Here is a 22,475-nt window from a genome sequence, read left to right as displayed (position 1 = left end):
AGGTACCATTGCGATAGCCCTGGCGTTCTTCGGTTCTCTCGTATGGAGCGGCTTGAATCTGCTCCGCGACTTGAGCTTGCAAGATCTGGTTCAAAACCTGTTCAAGAAGTCGGGCTACACCCCCGTCTTGTTGAAAGAGCCCGTGCAAAAGCGCGTCATCTAGGTTAATCTGATAAAGAGCCATTGTTCGTTCTCCTCCTCGTGAATGGGTTTGGCCAAATTCCATTCTACCGAAGAGGGACGAAATGGCTCATTTTGCTACTTACGACACCGAGCCTTTTTTACACAATGATATGGACTTCACTCTCAACGGCCTGTGCTCATTGAGATTCTTATACAAGAAGATAATCTGTGTTGTATGTGGAGATTGCAAAAATGCTGATACCTTCATTAGCCAGAGGTTGTGTTAAAACGGAGACAATTCCAGTGAGCAAAAATTCCAAAGGCCCCTCTACATTGCAATCTGTGTGAACTAACCAACCATCGGACGCCCTTGTTTATGGGCCATTCATGTCACCGTTTTCCGCGGTTATTTCGTACAGAAAATGCGCCAATAACACTTCAAAGACGCACGAAAACCAAGGATTCAACTATGTCAACTGGAGGAAGGTGTCAACGTGCATTTCACTTGTATCGGTTCTGAATAAAAGCGGTGCTGTTGAAACAATATACTCTGTGAAAAATTGACTGTACCTTGGAGGTGTTACGATTGAACAGTAAACAACTCCTCACTGCGGCTGTTGTAAGTCTAAGTGTCACAATGTCCTTCGTACCAGTTACGTTTGCATCTCCTAACGTTCAGCAAACACTCAACACGCAAGATAATCCGTCTCCCCAGAAAGTGAATATTCGGCAGGTCATTGTAGTGGACGAGGACAAGTTTAGGCTTGTTGGAGCGGGAGATTTCCGACGTAGAACCATTCGGATCGTTCCTCAAGCGGGAGAGACGCTCGTAGCCAGGTACGATGCGGCCCAAAAAATGTTTGTAACGGTAGGTCGCAAGAAAGTAGTACCAGGTATTCGCTACGAAGTAAAAGCAGATTGGGCTCGAATCCCCAAAAACCAAGCCCTGTTTGTTATTCCAAACCTTCTGGAGGCAAAGCAAGTGGGCCCGAACCGGATCGAACTTCTGTTCGATAGACCCGTGAACCTCCAATCTGCAACCCGTGCCGGTTCATATTGGGTGCGAAACAATTTGGACCGGCCGGCTGATATCGCCAGCATTGGTAAAAATGATCCGGTTACTCGTGAAACCGCTCTGACGCCCAACCGGGTCGCCATCACCCCTGTCGACCGCACCGGCACACGCTTGCTGATGACATTTACTGTGAACGCAACCCCGGGCGTGCGATACACCGTCATTCCTTGTTTCATTACAACACCCGACCGAAGCGGCTATAACGGAGGCAACTACTCGCCAGCCAGCCGAAATACATTTATTGCAAGGAGATTCTGAGAATAATGCGCTTTAGATTTGCGGGAGCTCCGTGACATCAAAGTAGAGGACTGGCTTCCTAGCCTCTGGGAAGAGAGGCCACCCAACTGGTGGCCCGACCCCCCCCACAGAACCCGGCGTGCGGATTGTTGGGATAGAAATCAGGCGCGTGCATAGGACCAAGGAATGATTCCGTTCCTGCATTGCCAATGACGGCGAGGTTGCAGGATACCTGCCGCCGGTGATTTTATACTTCGTACCATAGAAGTGTTTTCGGTCGTCCCATTGTTCTATCACGTTTCCTGAAGCCCCCCTACGATCCCGGACGGTCGGATTTCCCGAGTCCGGTTCTGGCCCTGGGTCTACTATCGCGTCATAATCCTTCCCTGCCTGTCCCAGGGTTAAATGGTGACACCCATGTACGCCCGTAGACAGCTAGGTTTACTTAAGCGTTAGCCGTACGCTGAGAGGTGTGACCAGATCCTGTGTTCTGGTTCAATTTGTTCCCCTCCAGTTTCGGCGCCCCAGGCGCCCAGAGGCCCTTCGCTCAACTCCGGTGTTACCTTTGTTGAAGTACATCTGTCCCTGTACTTAAGCGGGCATTACCCCTCTATTCTCGCTACTACGGCCTCATGCGCCAGTCCTAAATCCTCCGTACCACTTCGCAGTCGCTTATAGGATCGGTCTTTGCTGGTTGTTGTCATCCCAGCTGGAAGTAGGACCTTCCCGACGTTATCTCTGAGAAACTTTCCTTGGATGCCAGAACCCATACCCCGGCTGCTCCCATGGTGCTCGTGGTCGTTTCTTCCCATGGGACTTCGGCCTTCCCCTTGCGGGAAACCGGGTCGGCGCAAGCGATGACCCTTCAACAGCTTCAGAAGGGAGCCTAATTTCGGAGCTGCAGTATTCGTTTCCGTCCTTCTGGCCTCCAAGTTTGCTCGCCGTACAGGCTGTTCCGACCTTATGATTTTCCATAGGCCGCCACGGCTTTTACGTCCAAGCAGAACATGGTTCGTTACCTCTCCATGCATTGGATATGCTAATCACCCGAATCGACCAATTGGTGATGTGGAGACTTTCACTCCACCAGCTTCTCAGCCTTGTCGGCTGCTCCTCCGGCACCTGGCTCTTCAGAAATGGCTTCTCAGCATGGCGTACGTTTTCGGCTTCCAAAGCGTGGGTTCTCTTCTCGCACAAAATGACAAGTAACGCGAACCAGGGTACCGACATGAGCGAACTGCTTCTCTCACACCGTATCGTGATAGTCAGGTAGACGTTTGATTTCCGTTTGATCCCGCCAAAACTACAAAAATCTAGGATACTCGGTTATTCGTAGTCCGTTATCATTGAGATCTCGTGCTGCGCTTCGATATTATAAGATTTCGCTCAAATGTGCCTTCCCCAAAAGTGAGAATCTCACCTTCCAACAACATCCCGTAGCCAGCGATTCAGTTCTAGTATCAACAAAAGGTGGCACAACATTGCGATGCAATCTTGTGCCGCTCTTTCTGTTATTCAACTATCGTTTGCTGCAAGCAATACCGGCCTTGAGACGTGCAGCCATTGCCGGCTCCTCTTTCTTCATCGATTGTTTCATGGAGAACTAAGCAACCTTTCCGAGCTTCGCCAATCTCAATGGTGAGTGCGCGCTGCAGGAATTTGCGCGGATAGTTCTTATTTTCCTGGCCTCAGCGAAAGAGGAGGGTGGTGAGAACCTCCGTCAAAGTCTGCTCAAGTTCTTGCGCATTTTCACCTACCCCCTGGCTTCGCCACCCAATGAATCCGTCAGGTCGCACGATCACCGCCCCAGTTGGGGTGATTCCGTACGTGTCACAAAACGTACTCCCAGCGTCGATAAAATCTCCCGCCTCCCCGCCAATCCGATAGACGTCCAAGGGGAGATGTAATACGTCAATTGTGCGTCGGGCTGCATCTAGCCAGTTCTGTCCGTTCGGACCTACGAGCAAGACAAAGTGAGAACCGAACAGATCCAGCGTCGAGTGGGACTTGCCTTGGCGTTCGAGGACAACATGGGCAGCGCGTGTCCCGGGTTGGCCCATCCACAAATCTGGGCGCTGAACAAGGGGGAGATTCTTATCGTCTTCTGACACGATGGCTCCTACGCTGTATCGATAACCCATATTGATGGCTAAGGTATCTACTGTGATCCCCTCAGATCCCTCGTTCTTGCGCTGCTGTGAAAGCAACGCCACCTGTTCGACAGTGTAGTCCGCAAGGGGTCGTCTCTCAGCATCGTAGGTGTCTAGCAATCGCTCACCGGCCTCGCCCCGCAGTACAGCGGCAAGTTTCCAAGCGAGATTCTGTGCCTCGGCGATGCCGGTATTCCCTCCCAATGCACCCGCAGGAGGTTGGGCGCGTGCGGCATCACCAACCAGGAACACATGACCTTGCTGAAAGCAATCAGAAATGTGCGCGACCATTTCCCAGGAGAGCACGGTTTTCAATTGCACCGGGAAATCTGGAATTCCAATAGCTGCCCGAATGAGCGGCAAGCACCGTGCCTCAGGATAATCAGCAAGTGCTTCTTCCTCCGGGTCATAGCCAGTGTCCAGCCGGAAGAGGTTCGGCCTCGCTTCCGATCCGGTATAGGCGACGAGCGCCCCGCTCACGGTTTCGTTCGCGAGAAAGCACATGACAGCCTGCCGCTTGTGAAACAGATCCATTAGTCCAGGAGCTTCGAAGACCATGCTGATGAAATGCCCTAAGCTCCCCTCTCCATGCTGGCCGATGCCAAGCTGCTTTCTGATCCCGCTTCGGCTGCCGTCAGCAGCGATCAGAAACCTCGTGCGCACCCGGCAGCTGGTACCGCTGCCCCGATTACGAATGGTAGCTGTAATCCCTTCCTCGTCCTGCTCGAACCCGACTAGCTCGGTATCATAGCGCAGTTCCCCTCCAGCCTGTGTAGCAAGTGTATACAGCACCGTCTCTAGCACGTCCTGAGCAATGAGGCTTCCCTGAACCGGGCTTGCAGGGGAAAAGAAGGCGCTGAAATCTTCCATCAGGTTATCGAACTCTTGGCCAACCAGACTTTCGACTAAAGGGACCTTGCTGTCTAAAGAGAACACCGGTTCGACCTGACGAATGGCGGATTCAGCCCCGACAGCACGGAAGATTTCCATGGTCCGTGCGGTGAGGCCCGCCACACGTGGATGAATTGCGGTGCCCGGATGGCGCTCGACCAGCAACGAATCAATTCCCTGCCGAGAGAGAAATAGAGACATGCAAAGGCCTACCAGACTGCCCCCAACAACAAGTACAGGTGTGGTCTCATCGTACTGGGACGGGCTATGCAATTGATTATTCATGGAAAAGCCTTCTTTCGTTCGTAGTCGTTGTTCGGTTTGATACCGGAACAAAAAGCCATATCATAACCTCATCGGTCGTTTCACTGCCAGATCGCTCAATGGGTGTTTATTACTTGGCACGGCGACACGCTTTGCAGTATCATCAGCATCTTTCCATCCATTACGCAGCAGGCAGCGGAACCAACGAATTTCCCTTTAACGCAACAATACGTTTCAAATAATCGGTATATGAGCGTCGTTCTATAACCTACCTTATGCAAAGAAACCATCAAGAACCGTTAGAATTTGACAAGATATTGGCTGGTTTATGTGAATTAACCGTTGTTGAGTGAATCGGCCCCATTTACGACGGATTGAGAAATGCGTCCAAGTTCTTCTTTTCACATACGTACACTTTTCACATATTTACAACCTTCAACAGAGTATATATTGGAATATTAAGATGACTTTGCGGAGGAGGATGAAAGATGTCGCTTATCGATTTTGATGACATGCAACGTATTTGCCTGGAGTTATGTAAAGATGGAGAAGAAAGGCCGGTTAAAAAACACATGGTTTTTAAAAAATTGGTCATGAATCCTAAGGTAGGAGTACCGACAGCAAAACGACCAGACACAACCATCGACCCTGAGAATGTTTTAGAACGAAAAATCCTCTAGCGCAAATTCACCGATTGAGCACGAATGGCGGGACCGTCATTCTAATGGACCACCCTAAACACCCGTGATGGTTCTAACTTGCCCTCCAACCCAGAGCCGAAACCGACAGGCCCTTTTATTCCTTGGCGGAACCGCCATTCGCACAGTGCTTTGGAACTACACTACAGAATTTATGTGGGGTGAACATCAGAAGTGTCTGTACCCGGTGTCAATCGCTTCAATACCCTCTGTATTCAAAGTAATTTTGGCACAGAATACCGACGATAGGGATATAGAGGATTGTCTCTTTGAAGCTCCAAAACCAATCCAGATGGACTTTCGTGAAGCAATATATCCACCGACATGTGGCGATTTTGAACGCCCGGAACGTCAGTTACGTTAACAAACGCGTCTCAGGTCCGCCATCAGCGAAATCAACGATTCGTCCCGACTCATCTTCGACAACACACATAGTCTATTGGGCGGAATTCTTTTCGAAACGGTTCCGCCATTGATTTTCACTATTTACGTACGACAAATTAATTTTTTACAGCAACAATTCGTAGACGCTTATAGTCAGCAAACCACTGGCCATCTCTAAAGAGATGTGAGCGTGTTGTTTCCTTAACCATTTGTATCACATGAAGTCTTTCGGAATCATTCAGACCATGCAAAAAATGTCCTGCGAAGGCATTTATCCAATGGTCCAAGCCCCGTTCTCCATCCTCTAGCGGTGTCGGACGGTCAAAATGGTGTGCATAAGTGACTCGAAAACCCTGCTTCTCAAGCAAAGAGGCATACTCTCCAATACTCGGATAATACCAAGGGTTCCTTTCTGCTGCGGTTATTCCAAACTCATTTAAGGCGTATTCTAAGCCTTTGATAACCAACTCAACGTTCCCTTTTCCCCCAAATTCAGCAACAAACCGTCCACCAGGTTTCAATGCCAACCAAACAGACTCGATAACATTTGAAGCACGCTTCATCCAGTGCAATGCAGCATTTGAAAAGACGGCATCAAATTTTTCCTCAGTACGAAATTCTTCTCCATTCTCCACCTTAAATTGCAGGTTAGGATACTTTACACGTGCCTCTTGAATCATCGAATTGGATAGATCAATCCCAACGACTAAGGCGCCGGATTTCGATATTTCAAAACTTAGGTCCCCAGTTCCACAACCTAAATCCAGGATTTTCTCTCCCGCCTTTGGATGTAACAATGAAACAACGGCTTTTCCGAACTCGGACACAAATCTAAGCTTACTGTCGTAAAGTCGCACATTCCAATCATTGTTCATCTAAACGCCTCCTTAGTCTCATGTTATATACGTAATATTACAAAAACTTAGTATACATGTCGAAGTACAGCCCTCCACCTACCTTCGCTTATGAAACTAATGCCATTCCAGTGTCTTTCGGCTTTGTACTGTATGACGAATCGTCTCCGGATCGGGATTCAAATCTTCAGAATTCCCCCTGCAATTGAGGAGGAACATTGTAACGGATAAATAACTACGCACGTCTCATCTACAGGGGGGGATTAAACCATGGGGAGAGCGATGATCATTGGAGTGGCGCTAAACGCGCTTATTTTAGCTGGATGCGGAGCTGCACAGAAAATTGGTCCTGATGGCGGTCAACCGGTTTCACCATCGAACCAGCCCGTTACATTTTTTCAGAACGCACTAACCCCCAGTGTAAAAATGACCCTTGATCCAGATCCTATTGTAGCAGGGGTAGCACAGCAAATTCCGCATGTAACTCCACCAACGAAAGCGGTCATTGTGTATTTGCCTGTTTATCCTGGAGCTACATCCACGAAACCTGTGACCGCCATCGGCGATATGGGGACACCGATGGATGGAGACTTGGTCGACGGGACGCTGTATTTTAAGTCCAGGGACTCACAATTGCAAATTAAAGCTTGGTACACTCAGCAGTTGAAAAAGTTGGGATACACACTAGGTGGGCAGGGGCAATCCGGGAATTTCGGGAAGATGACTTCGGTCTACTACGACTTCACAAAGGGTGATCCACCGGGAAACCCAACGAAAGCACCCGATATCAACCTTGGTTTTTTAGCACAAAAGCAAGACGGTGAAACGATTTTTAAATTAAAAACATCGTATATCGTCACGCCGACACGTCCGAAGGATTCGTATTTGCCAATCGATATCGTTAAAGTCGTGTTGACAAACGGAAAATCGTCCAAAACCATTACAGATAAAACATGGATTACGAACGTGGTACAAATGATGAATGAACTTCAAGTTTCTACGCCTGGAATGAGCAGTGGTGGTCCATCAGCCACTCCTGGGACAACTACAAACATCGCTGCGAAGTTCTATAGAGAAAATGGTTCCGAAGCAAATGTAAAGTTCTCACTACTGTCATGGACGGTTACAATCGGGAACGTCATGCTAAACTGTGGAACTTCTCTGACTCTCGAAAAAACCATGGAATCCGTTTTTAGCAAGTGACCCGAGGACGACTGAAATATCTCTATTACACATTCATCGGTTTAATGCGGCACTGAAGCATGTTATTCATTGATCCCTCATAGGAAAAAACGCCCTGCTGAATTAAGCAACGAATTCTCCAGAAAGCGATTGCATCCATCATACCTTGTTCTTGACGGGCGAGAAAATCACCCACAAGCCTTGCAGCAACAAAATCACGCTTCGTTTGCCGATAAGTCTTTTGGGCCAGACGAATAATTTCGGGGTCAAAATAATCTTCAGGTACCGTTTCCACCTGTCGGTTCTTCAGTATTCGAAGAGTGCCTTTGTCCTCTAGTAGACGGTTCCAATTCGCTACGTATCGCTCCCTAACACGTTGAGAAAGGATTTTTGCATCCTCCAGAAGCGTGATCATCTTTTCTGAGGTGACTTCACATGTTGAGCGTGGTCGAAATTTTTTATATCTCTTGTGATAGGCGGAAGAAACCATGACAACTGATGCTGGAATTGTGCATTGTAAATATGCCAGCACACACATCATGTCTGTGTATTCTGTTGGACTATCTCCCACCACCCTCCAGGGGCGACAGGCATTTATGGATGAGCTACTAGATGATGAGACATTGAGGAAACGTGCTCATCCCTCGTTGGCAAAACGACTTCAACCATTGTCCCTTTGTTTACTTCACTACTTATCCTAATCTCTCCGTGATGGGCTTCAATGATTCTGTAACTCACCATAAGCCCCAAACCTGTACCCTTTTCTTTCGTTGTATAAAACGGCTCTCCTAACCTGGGAATCCGTTCTTCGGGAATACCGCATCCATTGTCAATAAATCGAATGAACACCTTATTTCCCTCGTGCGTCACTTGAATCTCGATGTCTCCACCCAAAGGCATTGCATCAATCGCATTCTTGATAATATTGATGAACACTTGTTTTAGCTGGTTTCCGTCACATGGAACCATTGGAACACTAGGTTCAAAATTTATGGATACTCGTACATTGCTCATAGTTCCCTGCGCATTCATCAAGATAATGACATCCCTAAGGAGATTTCGGACATCATTGTGTTGGAATTTTTGTACCTGTGGTTTCGCCACCATCAAGAATTCATCGACGATTGTATTAATTCGATCCAATTCAGATAGCATAATGTTACAATAACGTGCATTCTCACCTTGTCTAGAGATTAACTGTAAAAATCCTTTTAAAGCCGTCATTGGATTGCGAATCTCATGGGCAACTCCTGCAGCTAATTGACCAACGACCGCAAGTTTTTCTGACTTAAGAAGCTGTTCTTCAGTTTGTTTTCGTTTAGTAATATCACGTGCAACCACTACAATTTTTTCGACATTGCCGTATTCATCAATTACTGGAGTACCGTGTGCCTCCACAAATACCCAATGGCCATGAAAGTGAGCATATCGAAATTCCACTCTAGTCCGCTCTTTCGTTTCCAGCATCGTACGAAATCGTTGTTTCACTAGTGCAATATCTTCAGGATGAACTAAATCAAAGACAAAATTACCTTCATAATGCTCAGGAGGGAACCCTAAAACCGTCTTGTGTGATGGTGATGCGTAGAGCGCAACGCCGTCTACATTTACAACCCCGATTAAATCAGACATATTTTCAGTAATCAGACGGTATTTTGCTTCACTTTCACGTAAAATTTCTTCGGCTCGCTTCCGTGCTGTAATATCCCGAACAATGGATAAGACAACTTTCTTTCCACCTAATGTTAAGACACGTACACTATATTCGCTCTGAACCAAACGTCCATCCTTGGTGATATTACTGCCCTCCCAAGTGAAAGAACCTTGTCTGACAACCTTATCAAATATAGATGGAATCATTTCCAGTCGATTTTCTTGAGTAATACTGAGTGGCGACATGGAGAGAAGCTCATCACGTGTGTAGCCAAACCTTCTGCATGCCGCTTGATTTACTTCGATAAAATTCGAAGGCATGTTGTTTTCCGTCAACTCGTATAAAAGAATTGCATCATTCGCATTTTCAAATAACGCGTGAAATTTTTGCTCCTCTAATTGAAGCGCTTCAGTGGATTGTTTAACCGATGATTCATGGCGACGGATTAATACATAAAGCAACAACGCAGTCACTATAGCGTACAAGACACCTTTTAAAATTCGAAGAGGCGCATTATATTCCAGTAATCTATCCAACAACATATCCGAGAATAAGATCCATCCCCCTCCGACCAATGCATAGATGATTGATATTTCAAGAGCACGGTTTTTAATAATACGTTGAAGATTTTTCTTCACAAACATCACCATCTGACTACTGTATGTGTTCCTCGTTACATTGTGCTTATGTAAATCTTTTACTTACTTTTCACCTAGAATACATTTAACACTAAACACGGAGGTATTAATAGTGTACATCCGGTAAAATTACTGTAAAACATTTACATGAAGTTTTAAAGTGCGTTATTTGGTCTCTTGGTTAATCTCGTTGTAAAATTTCCAAGTCATCATATGGAAATGTAGCTATACATGTACTAGTCATATAAGAGCCATGTTGCTTGTGTGCAATCTTCACATCGCAAATACTGACCCCTACATAGACAATAACACCTAAATGCCCTGCAAAATCGCTGTCAGTGCCTTGGCGAATCCTAACACGCTGACCAACACGATATTTCTTTATCACACTCATAGGACTCCTTGCCCACCTTTTCACCAAGGTTGCATCATCAACTCATCTTATGCTTGCAGTGACACATTCTATATTACATTCGTCCGTACTTTCGCCAACCGTTAAAACTTACTGGTGGTTCTGGGACCCTCCATACGATTTATGGGAATCTCAAATGTACTTGCTACAGTCATTGCTTGTCTTCGTGTATGGACAACATTGTATTCATTCAATACCGAATTCGTTCTCTGATGTTAAGACGTGCCTGTGGAGCAGCTCACATTCAACGAGAAGGAAATGTACTGAACTACTCACTATGCCTGTTACACAAACCACGTCTGAACCTTATTCCTAAACTCGTCAGACAACCGCATGTACTGTTGTCTCCTATGTCCATTTGATACGGGTGTGGAATTGCCTGTCCTTTAACACCCCTTCATCTATAAACACTTTCAGAACATCTGAAACTGCTTTTCGCACGGGAACAAACAATGCAACATGCAACATCTGTACCTCTTCCCTGAAGTAATGGATGATGTACTAATTTTCATCTTCAGCAAATACCGGATAACGGTGAAGAGAAGTTGAGTGTAGATATTGTCGATTCACACCAAACAACAACCCCATGGACGGAATATCCAATGCTGTTGGAAGCCCTATCCCATCGAGCATTTCACTAAGGTTCTTCCTCAGCAGTGCCCATTCCTCTCGCAATCTAGGAATGCTACCCATTTTAATCAAAGATACACCATTGCACACTTCTGTCCTTTAGCTGAAGATGAAACGCAATATTGCACGCCCGCCCCTCAACCACCATATACAAAGCCCTTTCAATCCCCTCCGAGAAACGCCTTGGCAGTTATTCGTGAGGGCAAACCCGTTCCTTTTACCACCGTGTTAAACAAACCAGAGTAGGAACACCCGTGTATCGAACGTACTGGAACCACTCGTATGCTGGGGGTAGATGGAGCAACCCGACGCTCAGAGTCCATTACGCGCTTCATCAAGTGTTTGCGTCGTATATAATCGGGTCAATCTTTTGTGATTTCGTTCATAATGTTGGAATTAATGATGAAATCCACAAAGCGCCTCGGTTCGTTGAAGCAAAGGCGTTCGGTAAGCTCATGATGGTTGTGTTGCAAGCGAGGGTACAACAACTCTATGCGAAAGGAAATCAGATTGTAATCGTTGTAATTCCACAGAGAACGGGTCTTCACGTCTTAACCATCAACACGGCAGACGTACCCTCAACGGAGCCAATAACCAAAGCTGAACCTAATTTGATTCAACTGGTAACAGAAAATGGTCATGAAATCGACTATTGGGTCGTTTGAGAATTAAAAAAAACACGGTCCTAAGTGCGTATTCCTTCCCGATTGCGCCATACGCCCCCAAGGAAATGGAGGATGAACAGATGAAATCGGTAATCGTCTATCGTCATACTACTTTTTTTCGCATAATGAAACTTGCCGTTACCTTAGATGATTTGAGAAAAGGATTACTGGGAAAGACAACTGCTGGTAGCGGTTTATTTCTTATGGGGGCAAACCGGATCCATACCTTTGGGATGAAGATTCCGATTGATGTTGTTTATTTAAATCCATTTGGGCTTGTCATTGGAATTGAGGAACATCTCATGCCTAACAGAGAAGGGATTGCATTCGAAGGGACAAGACATGTCGTGGAATTGAATGCAGGGGCTATCCGAAGACACCAAATTACTGTAGGAGAGCAATGGCATTGGCAATAAACAATACCAGTCCAAAATGCGAAATTAAGGGTAGTCTAGTTTGTTTATTCAACCATCCTGCCCTGTGTGTAATTATTTTATGGGCATTTAATCAGTAACCATCAAGTTTGATATTGGTGAGGATTGACTTATAATCATCCATAACGATGAAACGTTAGACGATGTGTTTTATACGCTTTCGGATGCGACTAGACCAGAAATGATTCGCATGATGACATGGAAAGAAAGAACGGTCTAGGAGCTGGCGAACGTGAGCTAGCGCAAGGGAACAATAAGCAAAGGAGACAAGGAATGAACAATGATTCGAGCACGACGTTAACGATGGTACGGACGTTCCTAGTATCACCGGAAAAGGTATTCGACGCTTGGCTGAATCCGAACATGATGAGAAAGTGGCTCTTCACGCTGGAGGGTACGAATAAGGAATCTCGCAATGAACCGCGGGTCGGCGGAGGTTGGGAAACTATGGATCACTGTAATGGCACCGATTATCGGGCGATCGGGGAATACCTCGAGATCGATCCGCCCGCGGAAATTAGTGTTCAAATGCCGTAATTCAGCCAAACCGAGGATACGATAACCATCGAGCTGACAGATATCCCGGAAGGCTGCGAGATGACATTCACGCAGAACATTGTCGTGCCTCACGAGGAGCATTGGACCACCGCAGATATCGAGAAGGCGCTGAGAGAGTATCGGGACGGATCGGAGCACGGTTGGAATTTGATGTTCATGGGGCTTAAGGAATTGCTAGAGACGGGGCAAATCAGCTATAAAGGCTAAATCTAATCAATGAACGGCTGCCAACCTCATGTCAGCCGTTTTCTGTCTGGCCGGCAGACCATTGAGAGCGTAACGCGCAGGCTGTGGTTCCAGGGCTTATTCAAGTGAGAAGCAAGCTGTTGTTGCGTTTATAATTTCTTAACACTATTAGGATGATTGAAGCGATGATTAAGATCATATAAAATCAAATATAAAAATAATAAGAAGGGTATTCTACAAAAATATGACATGGTGGTATGGAATCGCAGCAGCATCTTTGTTTTTTTCTTCAGTATGGGCGTTTAGTGCAAAATTCTTAACGACAAACCGGCAGGTATTCATTTCGCAAGTGGTTTTAATCCCAGTTATGTATTTGATGAACGCTTGGTACTCTAAAAGTGTCGTTTTAGCAACAAATCAAAAAGTTCCATTGTTTATCGTGCAAATGCTAAACGTATCACTCAGTGCAATCATTACATTTGTTTTGGGGATGCTCTTGTTAAAACAACATCCATCCAGTTTACAAATCATCGGCGGAATTGTTGTGGTGGTAGGTGTCGTGTTGCTGAATGTGAAATGAGACGTATTCAGTGTCCATCGCAGGATGTTAACCCCCAATGTCCTCCCATATCTCAACGGGCCAAGCCCTTTTTCACGCAATCCTTGGTTCCATCAATTGCACTTTTATGCCAACTCGTATATCATACCTGTCATATAACGAATTCTCGCACCGTGGAGGTATCCAATTAGACACCATGTCCAATTCCGACAGTTTGTCCAAGTAACCTCATAGGGCAAATGTCTCTGCCAGCGGCAGAGCGTACGGAATAAGTGTGTCTCATTGCGGCCTTGCATGTGTTTCTTGGAGAGTTTTGGCGATACGTGACGGTGATCTCGTTATCTATCCCCATCCGTCACGCGGTCTCTCTCCTCCCCGTCCCAATGGTCACCCCAGTCGATGCAACATCCATTCGTACGTTCCGCCGCGGGCCGTTTGCCTGCGGCTTTTTCAATGCTAAGAATGGATGTGAGCAGAATGTTATTTGCGCTGAAAGTGGCTGGCGCCGCTAAGGAATGGAATGGCAAGCGGCTGTTTGAAAACGCGTCTCTCAATGTTTCCGTTGGAGAACGCGTGGCGTTGATTGGCAGAAACGGCATCGGAAAGACAAGTTTCATCGAGGGAATTATGGGGCGGTCAGTGTTTGAGGAAGGCGTGATCGAGCGCGGCATTCCTCTCGAAGCATGGGGATGGATTGAACAGGAGATTCGCGTCGGACGGGACATGACGTTGTTTGATTTCGTGCACAGTGCGCGCAGGGATTTGCACGATGTGAGACGCGATATGGCGCGCATTCAGCGGAACTTGGAGGGCGGGTCAGACGACAAGCATGTCATGGACGAATACCTGAAGCTGATTGACACGTACACTGCGAAGGGCGGATACGAGTACGAGGTGGAGGTAGAAATCGCGCTGAAGCGTCTGGGCTTTGAGGCATCCCACTTCCCCGTTCCCTATGAGCAGCTGAGCGGCGGGCAGAAGACGCGGGCGCAGTTTGCGAAATTGTCAGTTACGGCACCGCAGTTTCTGCTGCTCGACGAGCCAACGAATCATCTCGACGCCGCGACAATGGACTGGCTGGAGGATTGGCTGAAATCTTATGGAGGGAGCGTTCTGTTTGTCTCGCATGATCGGTATTTTATCGACGCCGTCGCGGATACGACGTACGAATTGACACCCAAGGGTACCAAACGTTATAAAGGCGGCTACTCGGCATTCCGTGCAGCAAGGGATTTGGAAATCAGAACGCAGCAGGCGCTGTACGACAAGCAGCAGCGCGAGCGAAAGGCGCTTCTCGAAGCCATTCAGAGATATAAGGAGTGGTACGACAGAGCACACAATGCGGCAAGCGAACGTGATCCCTTCGCAAAAAAGAAAGCGCAGAAAAATTCGACTCGGTTCATGGCGAAGGAACGCGCGCTTGAGCGTCTGGAGGCAGAGCAGGAGGATCGGCCTCACGACGGGTTCCACGCTGATGTATCGTTTAAAGACGGCGCATTCGATGCCAAGACGTTCGTACGGTTGGAGGACGTGCATTTCTCCTACCCCGACCGCGAAATGTTCCGGGACATCCGGTTAGAGGTTCGGAGGGGCGATAGAATCGGCGTGATCGGGCCGAATGGCGCGGGAAAATCGACATTTCTTGGCATCGTGACCGGGCGACTGAAGCCACAGTCGGGAAGCGTGACCCATCACCCACAGACGAAAATCGGCTACTTTGCGCAGGAATTGAACAACCTGAATGGCTCGCACACGATTCTTGATACCGTGCTCGCGCTGCCGGGGATGACCGAATCCTATGCGCGAACAGTGCTCGCCAGTTTCCTATTTCGGAAAGAGGATGTGTTTAAGCAAATTTCGTCGCTCAGCATGGGCGAACGCTGCCGCGTCGCGTTTGTGAACCTCTACTTTTCGAACGCAAACTTCCTCTTTCTGGATGAGCCGACGAACTACTTGGACATCGAGACGCGGGAACGACTGGAGGAGGCGCTCCTGGCGTATCCTGGGGCATTGATGGTAGCTTCGCATGACAGGTATCTGCTTCGCAAGCTCGTCAATCGCGTGATCTACTTTGAAGAGAAGACGGTGCGTGTAGTCGATGGGACGATGGATGATTTCGTCTCGCGAATGGAGCGAGACCATACGGACATTCAGGTGCAGGGCGAGATCCAACGGCTGGAACTCTCACTGACACAGTTGATGTCGATGGAGATGGATAACGCGGAGGAGAACAATCGCCTAATGGTGCAGATTCGCAAGGTCCGGGCACGGCTGCACGAGTTGCGGAGATAGTAAGCGAACGGCGGAATTCGCAACCGGAAACCTTTCGGGTTGCTGCTTTACTCTGCTCCAATACGCGCTCTTCAGCCTTGTGGATCTATGCGAGTCTCAGACACTTTTCCTTGGGGAACATTACTACCGAATGTACCTTCGCGAACATGTCGGAGGGGCACAGTTACCCCTCCGAGATGCCGGTGTTCTGTTTATTTCGGAGTATATTTTTTCAGTGTCTTTACGGTTTCTTTATCTACATTCTTACCGTATTTTTGAATCAATTCATCAGCATTCGATCCGTTCCTTATTGCGTCCTTATACGCATCCATAAATTGATGGATACGTTGCTCGGGCACCGAAATGCCCAACTTGTCGATATACTTTCTAGCAAGCTGTTCCACTTGGGATGGATTTTTCCACTGATTGGGATTGACTTTTTTAACCTCATCGAGAATCTCAAAAGCTGTTCCTTCTTTACCCGCAAGATTTCGCTTCAGTGCATTTAATGCAGACGACTTTTTTACGGACTTCCTTGCCATAGAAATATCCCTCCTCCATTCTCCGTCGTATCTGCTTCGTTCCCGTTTCTACCCTTTGCCCCATCATTGATTGCTCAATGTGCGGGGGTTATTGCCATCAACTGCTTAAAAGAAAGTTTTAATTTAGGGTATGGCGGGAACTTCGGTCGTGAGACGGCTTGTACCTATCAAGCAAATGAAATAATACAGTCGGATCCATCACTTCTGGCCGAGTCTACTCATCAGTTGCACAAATTCCAGTGACCAGCCGTATTCCCTATACCTTTGAATCGCATATAACATTGGACAGCCACACAAGGGCTGTCCAATGCCTGTCTGTGGCACGTCCGTTCAGAAGGGGGAGGTGGGATGTACCGGATATGAAGTTTTTGTGTGCCACAGACATGCCATATCATAGTGATAAATCATTCCCAGTTGGAACCGACAGGTATCTTGTAGGACAAGTCCACCTTATGGGGTCTATGCGAGTCAAAGCCTCAGACACATTCCTTTGAGGAAAATTACCACAGAATGTACTTTTTAAGTCAGAACAGCAAACATATCGGAGGGATACAGGTACCCCTCCGATACAGGTTTATGTTGATTTTGATTTCGAAACATATTTTTTAATCGCTTGTGCAGTCCCTTCATCTACATTCTTACCGTATTTTTCAATCAATTCATCAGCGTTCGATCCGTTCTTTATTGCGTCCTGATACGCATCCATAAATTGCTTGATGCGTTGTTCGGGAACCGCAAGACCCAACTTGTCGATATACTTTCTAGCAAGCTGTTCCACTTGCGATGGGCTTTTCCATTGCTCGGGATTGACTTTTTTCACGTCGTCGAGAATCCCAAAAACATTTCCTTTACCCGCAAGATGTTGCTTCAGTGCATTGAATGCAGACGACTTTTTTACGGGCTTCCTTGGCATAGAAATATCCCTCCTCCTTTCTCCGTCGTGTCTGCTTCGTTTGTGTTTCTACCCATTGCCCCATCATTGATTGCTCAAAATGCAGGGGTTATCGCCATCAACTCTTTAAACCAAAGTTAATTTAGGGTATGGCAGGAAATTCAATCGTGAGACGGCTTGTATCATAGACATGCGCGGCTTGTACGCCCTTATTAAACAAACAATAAAACGCCCCTATGTACGGGGCGTTTTATTGGAGGTGAATGTACGATGGTGGCATTGGTGGGTCATCGATGGGTAATTTTAATATATGCCACCACACTTCAAAAACAACGGCTTGTACCTATCAAGCAAACGAAATAAGACAGTCGTCCATACCGATGTCATACTACCCCCATATCCCACCACCTCAAAACTATAATGATGCCTGATTCATCGTTTTCCCAACATCCTCTAGTACTTTGACGGAGGTAGTGATATGCCTCACAATGGACAGTCATGGAATGTCTGGACCACGTTGTCAAATTCCTTACAGGTGAGTAAACTTCAGCTTCCACGATGGTTTGGGTTAGGACTTTCAGTCCCTCCCGAAAAAAATCGACATCCCCATTCAATTGGATCTTTCGAATAAGCTCCAAAAGTGCGATGTTATCCATAGAAGCCAATGATGTAATTCTTTCTACTAATTGCTCATCACATGAGTAGCTGCACTCGATGGCTTTCTCATCATAGGAATGCTGCTGAATTTACATCACTACGTAAGACTTTACCTAGGGCAAGGTCCTTGTACAAGTACCTCAGGGATGACTGGTGATTCGTGTTCCGCTTGCGAATAAACTTCCCAGTCGTGTGTAATAATGGGGTTGATTTGAGCAAGTAGAAATGAAAAATAACAGGATCTAAGGAGTGGTTGAACGATGGCAGTGAAATTGACTCCCTATTTAGTCATGAACGGTAATGCAAATGAGGCTATTCAATTTTACGAAAAGGCGTTGGATGCCAAAGTTGTCTTTAAACAAACTTTTGGCGAGATGCCGGAAAACCCGGAATTTCCCTTACCAGCAGATGCTAAGGACCGCGTATCCCATGCAACAATCCAAATCGGAGAAGACGCCCTCATGTTTTCTGATACGTTTCCCGGTCAACCTCATCAATCAGGGAACCAAGTTACCATCTGTATTTCGACGAACGACAAAGAACAGTCAAAAAAGTTCTTTCAGGCCTTGCAAGAAGATGGTGAAGTGAGCATGCCCCTTCAAGAGACATTTTTTAGCCCCGCTTACGGTATTGTAACGGACAAGTTCGGTGTAACCTGGCAAATCTACACTGAGGGACATCAATAATGTAATGAAACGGCTCTGTTCGCATGCCTGCGACAGAGCCGTTGTTGTTTCGTATTGAACATAACTCTGGGGTGTTTAGATGCACTCTACACTCTGTTTTCCAACTGAGGTTCGTTCTTACTGATCCAATTCCACATTTCTTGCCACTTGGATAAAAATAACGTTGCTCGATCCGTGGACTCAACAACATCGAAGTAATTCGATTCCTGACTGGCACTCAATGAAAAGTTCCAACTGCCGGACTCCACTGATACTTTATCTTTCACGGTAAACTTGTGGTGCATAATTTTATGCTTTTGACTGGTGCCTACTACAAGTGGAACTCCAGCTACATGCAGTTGCTGAATTTCAGGATGTTCATATTTCCCTTCCGCCTGTGAATGGTCGCAGACTAGAGCGATATCCACTCCCGAACGATGCAACTGAATCAATTCGTCTACCAATGGCGGAAGATGTAATGAATAAATCGCGATGCGCAAATGCTGTTTCGTGCTGCGAATAAAATCCAAAAAAACTTTCTGCGTGTCATCATCCGGAGAAAAGAATGTATGAATTTGAGCTTTCGTACTAAGACTCATATGATTACCTCCCTGTCCTCACTCCACCTTAAATGTACGAAAACTCTGTAAAAATATCGTTCACGAGTGGTATGGTTTTATGGAACAATTCACTAAAGTTTTATGAATATTTTGCAACAAAATCCAAAGGTCTACGTCTGGCTATCTTTCTGATTCCCGCTGTGGTTAACTACTCGCCTGTTGCAATTTGTGCCATGGTCTTCTCTTCTTTGAAAATCTTCTTCAAGACTTAGGGTAACTCCCTCTTCCACCCACAAATTGGATGTGCAAATCCAGTTCATTTACGAGCGGGTATGCGCACCCTCGGACAATTGCGGTTTAGTGCTGCGGTAAAGCTGCCACAAAGCAAAATATAAATCTGTATCTAAGCGCATAGTACCGGTACGGAATCATGTAGTTTGAGGAGGAGACTGCGTATTGACCTCGCGGCATCTTTTACGATTGGTATCCATCTGTTTGGTAACAATGGTCACTAGTGTGGCAAATGGTCGAGTTTCTGCTTCACCTATAGGCCACCCTGATCTAAAAGCCAAACAATTGGCAGTGTCAGTAAGATGCACCCGGCGGATGGTATCGACGGATTCTAAGCAAGTCCGGGTACCAATTCTCATGTATCATGAATTAAATTACCTCCATCGCAATAGCCTTGGAATGGCTCCTGGGCAGTTCGAATCTGAGATGGAATTCCTGCATCAAAATGACTTTCACACGATTACGATGGAACAATTGTATGCTGCTTTGTATCAACAACGTCCGCTACCAGATAGGCCCATTCTTCTTACATTTGACGACGGATACAAGAGCGTTTATACAAAGGCTTATCCGATTCTCTCTCGATACGGGTATAAAGGAACGGTGTTCATGGTGACTGATGCAATCGGATCTAGAGGGCAACACCCAATGCTCACGTGGACAGAGTTACTCGAAATGAATCGGCGAGGAATTATGGACGTACAATCCCATACGGTTCACCATGTCGACTTGCGCAATGCTTCTAACGTAGTGACGAAGCAGGAATTGATGCAGTCGGCACAGACGTTATCCAAGCGACTAGGTCACCCAGTACGCTTTTTCTGTTATCCCAGTGGCAAGTTCCGTGTGGCAACTTTCGATTTCCTACGCAATTCAGGCTATGTTTTGGCTGTAACAGAACATTCGGGTTATGCAAGTGCCAAGGATGGCCCTTACACTTTGCATCGGATCCGGATATATGAAGGTATGCCCCTCTCGACGTTTCGTGGTGCCCTGGCGCTGTCGTTTGAAAAGTGAGTTCTTAGCCTTGCGCACTATGCCGAAGAGCAAAAATAACAGGAGGAAGGCCATCTGTTAGGCAACAGGTATAATTCCCTTAGGACACCTCTAAAAGCCTCTTAAAACGAACGGTAGGAATGGCATTTGTGGACGAAAAAGGTACATAAGTAAACGATTGGTCGTTCACATCGCACACCATGTTCCCCTCCCTGACAGAGAACTTCACGTGCGTCGCATATCTCCAATTCGCTTTTATCCTATTCGGTCATGTGTGGGACCACTTTAATTTTTGTTGTAAATCACCTTCTGCAATGCAATTTTAGTTTACATAATCTATGTACGATAATATAGCCTTATCGTGCTAAAAAAATGCTAGAATCTATATAGTCGGAGGTGACTACTGTTGAACGATATCGTAAAAAAGCCATCCATCATCTTGTCCGACCGACTACAAGAATTGGTGCGTGAAACAAAGGATTATATGGAACATTCTCAATCTGATAATACGATCCGATCCTATGTATCAGATTGGAAACACTTTGTGAGTTGGTGTCAATCTAATTCTCTACCGTTCCTACCTGCACCGGACTTCGTCGTTGCACTCTACATTACGGAGTTGGCCAAAACGAGAAAGGTAAGCACCATTAGTCGCCGGCTACTTGCAATTAAGGCTGCGCATCTGCACTCTAAGTTTGAATCGCCAACGGCAAGCACGGTTGTACGAAGGACCTGGAAGGGTATTGTACGAACAAAGGGATCAGTGCAATCTGGAAAGGCTCCCGTACTAACCGATGATCTATTACGCATGCTGGAAAAATTACCGAACGGGGCGCGAGGTGTACGAGACAAAGCGATTTTGCTCGTTGGTTTCGCAGGAGCATTTCGTCGCTCGGAGCTGGCCAACATGAAGATAGAGAATGTAAAATCCGTTCGCCGAGGATTACTGATTACGCTAACGAGGAGTAAAACGGACCAAGAAGGGAAAAGTCAGGATGTTGCCATCGAGTTCGGCCGAAATGAGGACACCTGTCCGGTGTTGGCGCTGGAACATTGGATTAAGCTAGCAGGTTTTGATTCTGGCCCCGTGTTCCGGCGCATTACCAAGAACGATCGAATTCTGGAAAGCGGAATCAGCGGCCAGACCATCTCGCGATTGGTGAAAAAGTACGCTTCCCTTTGTGGGTTGAACCCCCACTTGTATGGCGGACATAGTCTACGTGCAGGATTGGCTACCCAAGCAGCAATAAACGGAGCGAGTGAACGTTCCATCATGAAACAGACTCGACACAAGAGTCGCCAAGTCATGGAGAAGTACATCCGAGATGCCAACCTATTCCGAGACAATGCATCGACCTATTTAGGCTTGTGAGTGGTTGATATTTAATAGGTAGAAACTCGCTATAATTTCAACGCCAACTGAGCTGACGAACTATAAATTGGGCCCGAATAAGGATTGCTCACTTGTACCATATGCTCACATTCGGAAGTTTGGTTATACATAAAAGAGCCCAGTGCATATGCACTGAGCTCTTTTGCTCTCTTGCCTGGCGGCGTCCTACTTTCCCAGGGGCTCCCGCCCCAAGTATCATCGGCGCTGGAGGTCTTAACGGTCGTGTTCGGGATGGGTACGCGTGTTTCCCCTCCGCCATTGCCACCAGACATCTATGTATGCTCATCGCACATCTTGTGCGTTGAGTTACATCCTTCCTCCAAGGTAACTCACTGTACCTTGCAAACTAAACAGCGAATCCTCTCCTACAGGTTACCCTGTGTGTTCAGGTGAAGCCCTCGACCGATTCGTATCCGTCTGCTCCACGTATCACTACGCTTCCACACCGGACCGATCTACCTCGTCTTCTTCAAGGGGTCTTACTCCGTTGACCGGATGGGATACGTTATCTTGAGGGGGGCTTCGCGCTTAGATGCTTTCAGCGCTTATCCCGTCCCGACTTAGCTACCCAGCTGTGCTCCTGGCGGAACAACTGGGACACCAGCGGTCGGTTC

19 protein-coding genes, 2 rRNA genes and 2 pseudogenes are annotated in these 22,475 nt (G+C 46.8%); 10 read left to right on the top strand and 13 right to left on the bottom strand.

Annotation, left to right across the window (positions count from 1 at the left end):
* Both YWK_RS0116745 and YWK_RS21650 read right to left on the bottom strand, forming a co-directional pair.
* On the bottom strand, window positions 1-184 hold a 184-nt coding region (locus YWK_RS0116745), incomplete at its 3' end, for a transposase (protein ID WP_026964460.1).
* 148 nt (window positions 185-332) lie between these two features.
* Window positions 333-443 (bottom strand): ACT domain-containing protein, encoded by a 111-nt coding sequence (locus tag YWK_RS21650; RefSeq protein ID WP_084453819.1) that lies wholly within the window; start codon window positions 441-443, stop codon window positions 333-335.
* Window positions 444-709: 266 nt separating this feature from the next.
* On the opposite strand from YWK_RS21650, the gene YWK_RS21225 reads away from it, so the two are divergent.
* Window positions 710-1,456, top strand: coding sequence for a hypothetical protein (locus tag YWK_RS21225; RefSeq protein ID WP_051375709.1), 747 nt, complete (start codon window positions 710-712; stop codon window positions 1,454-1,456).
* Window positions 1,457-3,123: 1,667 nt separating this feature from the next.
* On the opposite strand, the gene YWK_RS0116730 is transcribed toward YWK_RS21225, so the two are convergent.
* Window positions 3,124-4,761: an FAD-dependent monooxygenase gene (locus tag YWK_RS0116730; protein ID WP_026965703.1), complete on the bottom strand. Its 1,638-nt coding sequence runs from the start codon at window positions 4,759-4,761 to the stop codon at window positions 3,124-3,126.
* A gap of 467 nt (window positions 4,762-5,228) precedes the next feature.
* Between YWK_RS0116730 and YWK_RS0116725 the strand changes: the two genes are divergently transcribed.
* Complete coding sequence (locus YWK_RS0116725; protein ID WP_026965702.1) at window positions 5,229-5,420, top strand: hypothetical protein; 192 nt, start codon at window positions 5,229-5,231, stop codon at window positions 5,418-5,420.
* 518 nt (window positions 5,421-5,938) lie between these two features.
* On the opposite strand, the gene YWK_RS0116720 is transcribed toward YWK_RS0116725, so the two are convergent.
* On the bottom strand, window positions 5,939-6,697 hold the full coding sequence (locus YWK_RS0116720; protein ID WP_026965701.1) for a class I SAM-dependent methyltransferase: 759 nt from the start codon (window positions 6,695-6,697) through the stop codon (window positions 5,939-5,941).
* Window positions 6,698-6,946: 249 nt separating this feature from the next.
* Between YWK_RS0116720 and YWK_RS0116715 the strand changes: the two genes are divergently transcribed.
* Entirely contained in the window at window positions 6,947-7,879 is a 933-nt protein-coding gene (locus YWK_RS0116715; protein WP_026965700.1) for a hypothetical protein, read from the top strand.
* A gap of 25 nt (window positions 7,880-7,904) precedes the next feature.
* Here YWK_RS0116715 and YWK_RS20495 read toward each other — a convergent pair whose 3' ends face one another.
* From YWK_RS20495 to YWK_RS22010, 3 genes are all read right to left on the bottom strand, one after another.
* Window positions 7,905-8,432: a DUF3658 domain-containing protein gene (locus YWK_RS20495; protein ID WP_169727204.1), complete on the bottom strand. Its 528-nt coding sequence runs from the start codon at window positions 8,430-8,432 to the stop codon at window positions 7,905-7,907.
* Window positions 8,433-8,452: 20 nt separating this feature from the next.
* Entirely contained in the window at window positions 8,453-10,150 is a 1,698-nt protein-coding gene (locus tag YWK_RS20490) for a PAS domain-containing sensor histidine kinase (RefSeq protein WP_169727203.1), read from the bottom strand.
* Window positions 10,151-10,331: 181 nt separating this feature from the next.
* A complete protein-coding gene (locus YWK_RS22010; RefSeq protein ID WP_156909198.1) occupies window positions 10,332-10,538 on the bottom strand; it encodes a hypothetical protein in 207 nt (68 codons plus the stop codon).
* 1,399 nt (window positions 10,539-11,937) lie between these two features.
* On the opposite strand from YWK_RS22010, the gene YWK_RS20485 reads away from it, so the two are divergent.
* The 4 genes and pseudogenes from YWK_RS20485 (at window position 11,938) to abc-f (ending at window position 15,886) form a co-directional block, all read left to right on the top strand.
* Window positions 11,938-12,273 carry a DUF192 domain-containing protein gene (locus tag YWK_RS20485; RefSeq protein WP_051375707.1) on the top strand — a complete coding sequence of 112 codons (336 nt, stop codon included), beginning with the start codon at window positions 11,938-11,940 and terminating at the stop codon, window positions 12,271-12,273.
* A 291-nt stretch (window positions 12,274-12,564) separates the two neighbouring features.
* Window positions 12,565-13,056, top strand: a pseudogene (locus YWK_RS21645) (SRPBCC family protein).
* A gap of 223 nt (window positions 13,057-13,279) precedes the next feature.
* Window positions 13,280-13,615, top strand: coding sequence for a hypothetical protein (locus YWK_RS0116680; protein WP_026965695.1), 336 nt, complete (start codon window positions 13,280-13,282; stop codon window positions 13,613-13,615).
* Window positions 13,616-14,071: 456 nt separating this feature from the next.
* Window positions 14,072-15,886 carry a ribosomal protection-like ABC-F family protein gene (gene abc-f / locus YWK_RS0116675; RefSeq protein ID WP_026965694.1) on the top strand — a complete coding sequence of 605 codons (1,815 nt, stop codon included), beginning with the start codon at window positions 14,072-14,074 and terminating at the stop codon, window positions 15,884-15,886.
* A 191-nt stretch (window positions 15,887-16,077) separates the two neighbouring features.
* Here abc-f and YWK_RS0116670 read toward each other — a convergent pair whose 3' ends face one another.
* The 3 genes and pseudogenes from YWK_RS0116670 to YWK_RS22950 all read right to left on the bottom strand — a co-directional run.
* Complete coding sequence (locus tag YWK_RS0116670) at window positions 16,078-16,407, bottom strand: hypothetical protein (RefSeq protein WP_035467375.1); 330 nt, start codon at window positions 16,405-16,407, stop codon at window positions 16,078-16,080.
* Window positions 16,408-16,981: 574 nt separating this feature from the next.
* Window positions 16,982-17,320: a hypothetical protein gene (locus YWK_RS20480; RefSeq protein WP_051375706.1), complete on the bottom strand. Its 339-nt coding sequence runs from the start codon at window positions 17,318-17,320 to the stop codon at window positions 16,982-16,984.
* 515 nt (window positions 17,321-17,835) lie between these two features.
* Window positions 17,836-17,964, bottom strand: a pseudogene (locus YWK_RS22950) (IS256 family transposase); the annotation flags it as partial.
* A gap of 252 nt (window positions 17,965-18,216) precedes the next feature.
* Here YWK_RS22950 and YWK_RS0116660 point away from each other — a divergent pair.
* Window positions 18,217-18,642: a VOC family protein gene (locus tag YWK_RS0116660; protein ID WP_026965692.1), complete on the top strand. Its 426-nt coding sequence runs from the start codon at window positions 18,217-18,219 to the stop codon at window positions 18,640-18,642.
* Between the two features lie 86 nt (window positions 18,643-18,728).
* Here the strand turns inward: YWK_RS0116660 and YWK_RS0116655 are convergent, their stop codons facing one another.
* Window positions 18,729-19,220 carry a phospholipase D-like domain-containing protein gene (locus YWK_RS0116655; protein ID WP_026965691.1) on the bottom strand — a complete coding sequence of 164 codons (492 nt, stop codon included), beginning with the start codon at window positions 19,218-19,220 and terminating at the stop codon, window positions 18,729-18,731.
* Between the two features lie 567 nt (window positions 19,221-19,787).
* On the opposite strand from YWK_RS0116655, the gene YWK_RS20475 reads away from it, so the two are divergent.
* Both YWK_RS20475 and YWK_RS22730 read left to right on the top strand, forming a co-directional pair.
* Window positions 19,788-20,489, top strand: coding sequence for a polysaccharide deacetylase family protein (locus YWK_RS20475; protein ID WP_051375705.1), 702 nt, complete (start codon window positions 19,788-19,790; stop codon window positions 20,487-20,489).
* A gap of 463 nt (window positions 20,490-20,952) precedes the next feature.
* On the top strand, window positions 20,953-21,840 hold the full coding sequence (locus YWK_RS22730) for a site-specific integrase (protein WP_281172266.1): 888 nt from the start codon (window positions 20,953-20,955) through the stop codon (window positions 21,838-21,840).
* A gap of 173 nt (window positions 21,841-22,013) precedes the next feature.
* Here the strand turns inward: YWK_RS22730 and rrf are convergent.
* Window positions 22,014-22,130: ribosomal RNA gene (rrf, locus tag YWK_RS0116640) — 5S ribosomal RNA — on the bottom strand.
* A 117-nt stretch (window positions 22,131-22,247) separates the two neighbouring features.
* Window positions 22,248-22,475, bottom strand: a 23S ribosomal RNA gene (locus YWK_RS0116635); the annotation flags it as partial.

This window comes from Alicyclobacillus pomorum DSM 14955, from assembly GCF_000472905.1.
GTDB classification, from domain to species: Bacteria; Bacillota; Bacilli; order Alicyclobacillales; family Alicyclobacillaceae; genus Alicyclobacillus_A; species Alicyclobacillus_A pomorum.
Note: the sequence above shows the minus strand (reverse complement) of the source record. Positions and strands in the feature narration are given on the sequence as shown.

Bases quoted from the DNA above. Each gene is read 5' to 3' on its own strand.
- YWK_RS0116730 (WP_026965703.1), bottom strand. From the start codon at position 4,761: ATGAATAATCAATTGCATAGCCCGTCCCAGTACGATGAGACCACACCT.
- YWK_RS0116725 (WP_026965702.1), top strand. From the start codon at position 5,229: ATGTCGCTTATCGATTTTGATGACATGCAACGTATTTGCCTGGAGTTA.
- YWK_RS0116720 (WP_026965701.1), bottom strand. From the start codon at position 6,697: ATGAACAATGATTGGAATGTGCGACTTTACGACAGTAAGCTTAGATTT.
- YWK_RS0116715 (WP_026965700.1), top strand. From the start codon at position 6,947: ATGGGGAGAGCGATGATCATTGGAGTGGCGCTAAACGCGCTTATTTTA.
- YWK_RS20485 (WP_051375707.1), top strand. From the start codon at position 11,938: ATGAAATCGGTAATCGTCTATCGTCATACTACTTTTTTTCGCATAATG.
- YWK_RS0116680 (WP_026965695.1), top strand. From the start codon at position 13,280: ATGACATGGTGGTATGGAATCGCAGCAGCATCTTTGTTTTTTTCTTCA.
- abc-f (WP_026965694.1), top strand. From the start codon at position 14,072: ATGTTATTTGCGCTGAAAGTGGCTGGCGCCGCTAAGGAATGGAATGGC.
- YWK_RS0116670 (WP_035467375.1), bottom strand. From the start codon at position 16,407: ATGGCAAGGAAGTCCGTAAAAAAGTCGTCTGCATTAAATGCACTGAAG.
- YWK_RS20480 (WP_051375706.1), bottom strand. From the start codon at position 17,320: ATGCCAAGGAAGCCCGTAAAAAAGTCGTCTGCATTCAATGCACTGAAG.
- YWK_RS0116660 (WP_026965692.1), top strand. From the start codon at position 18,217: ATGGCAGTGAAATTGACTCCCTATTTAGTCATGAACGGTAATGCAAAT.
- YWK_RS0116655 (WP_026965691.1), bottom strand. From the start codon at position 19,220: ATGAGTCTTAGTACGAAAGCTCAAATTCATACATTCTTTTCTCCGGAT.
- YWK_RS20475 (WP_051375705.1), top strand. From the start codon at position 19,788: ATGGTATCGACGGATTCTAAGCAAGTCCGGGTACCAATTCTCATGTAT.
- YWK_RS22730 (WP_281172266.1), top strand. From the start codon at position 20,953: ATGGAACATTCTCAATCTGATAATACGATCCGATCCTATGTATCAGAT.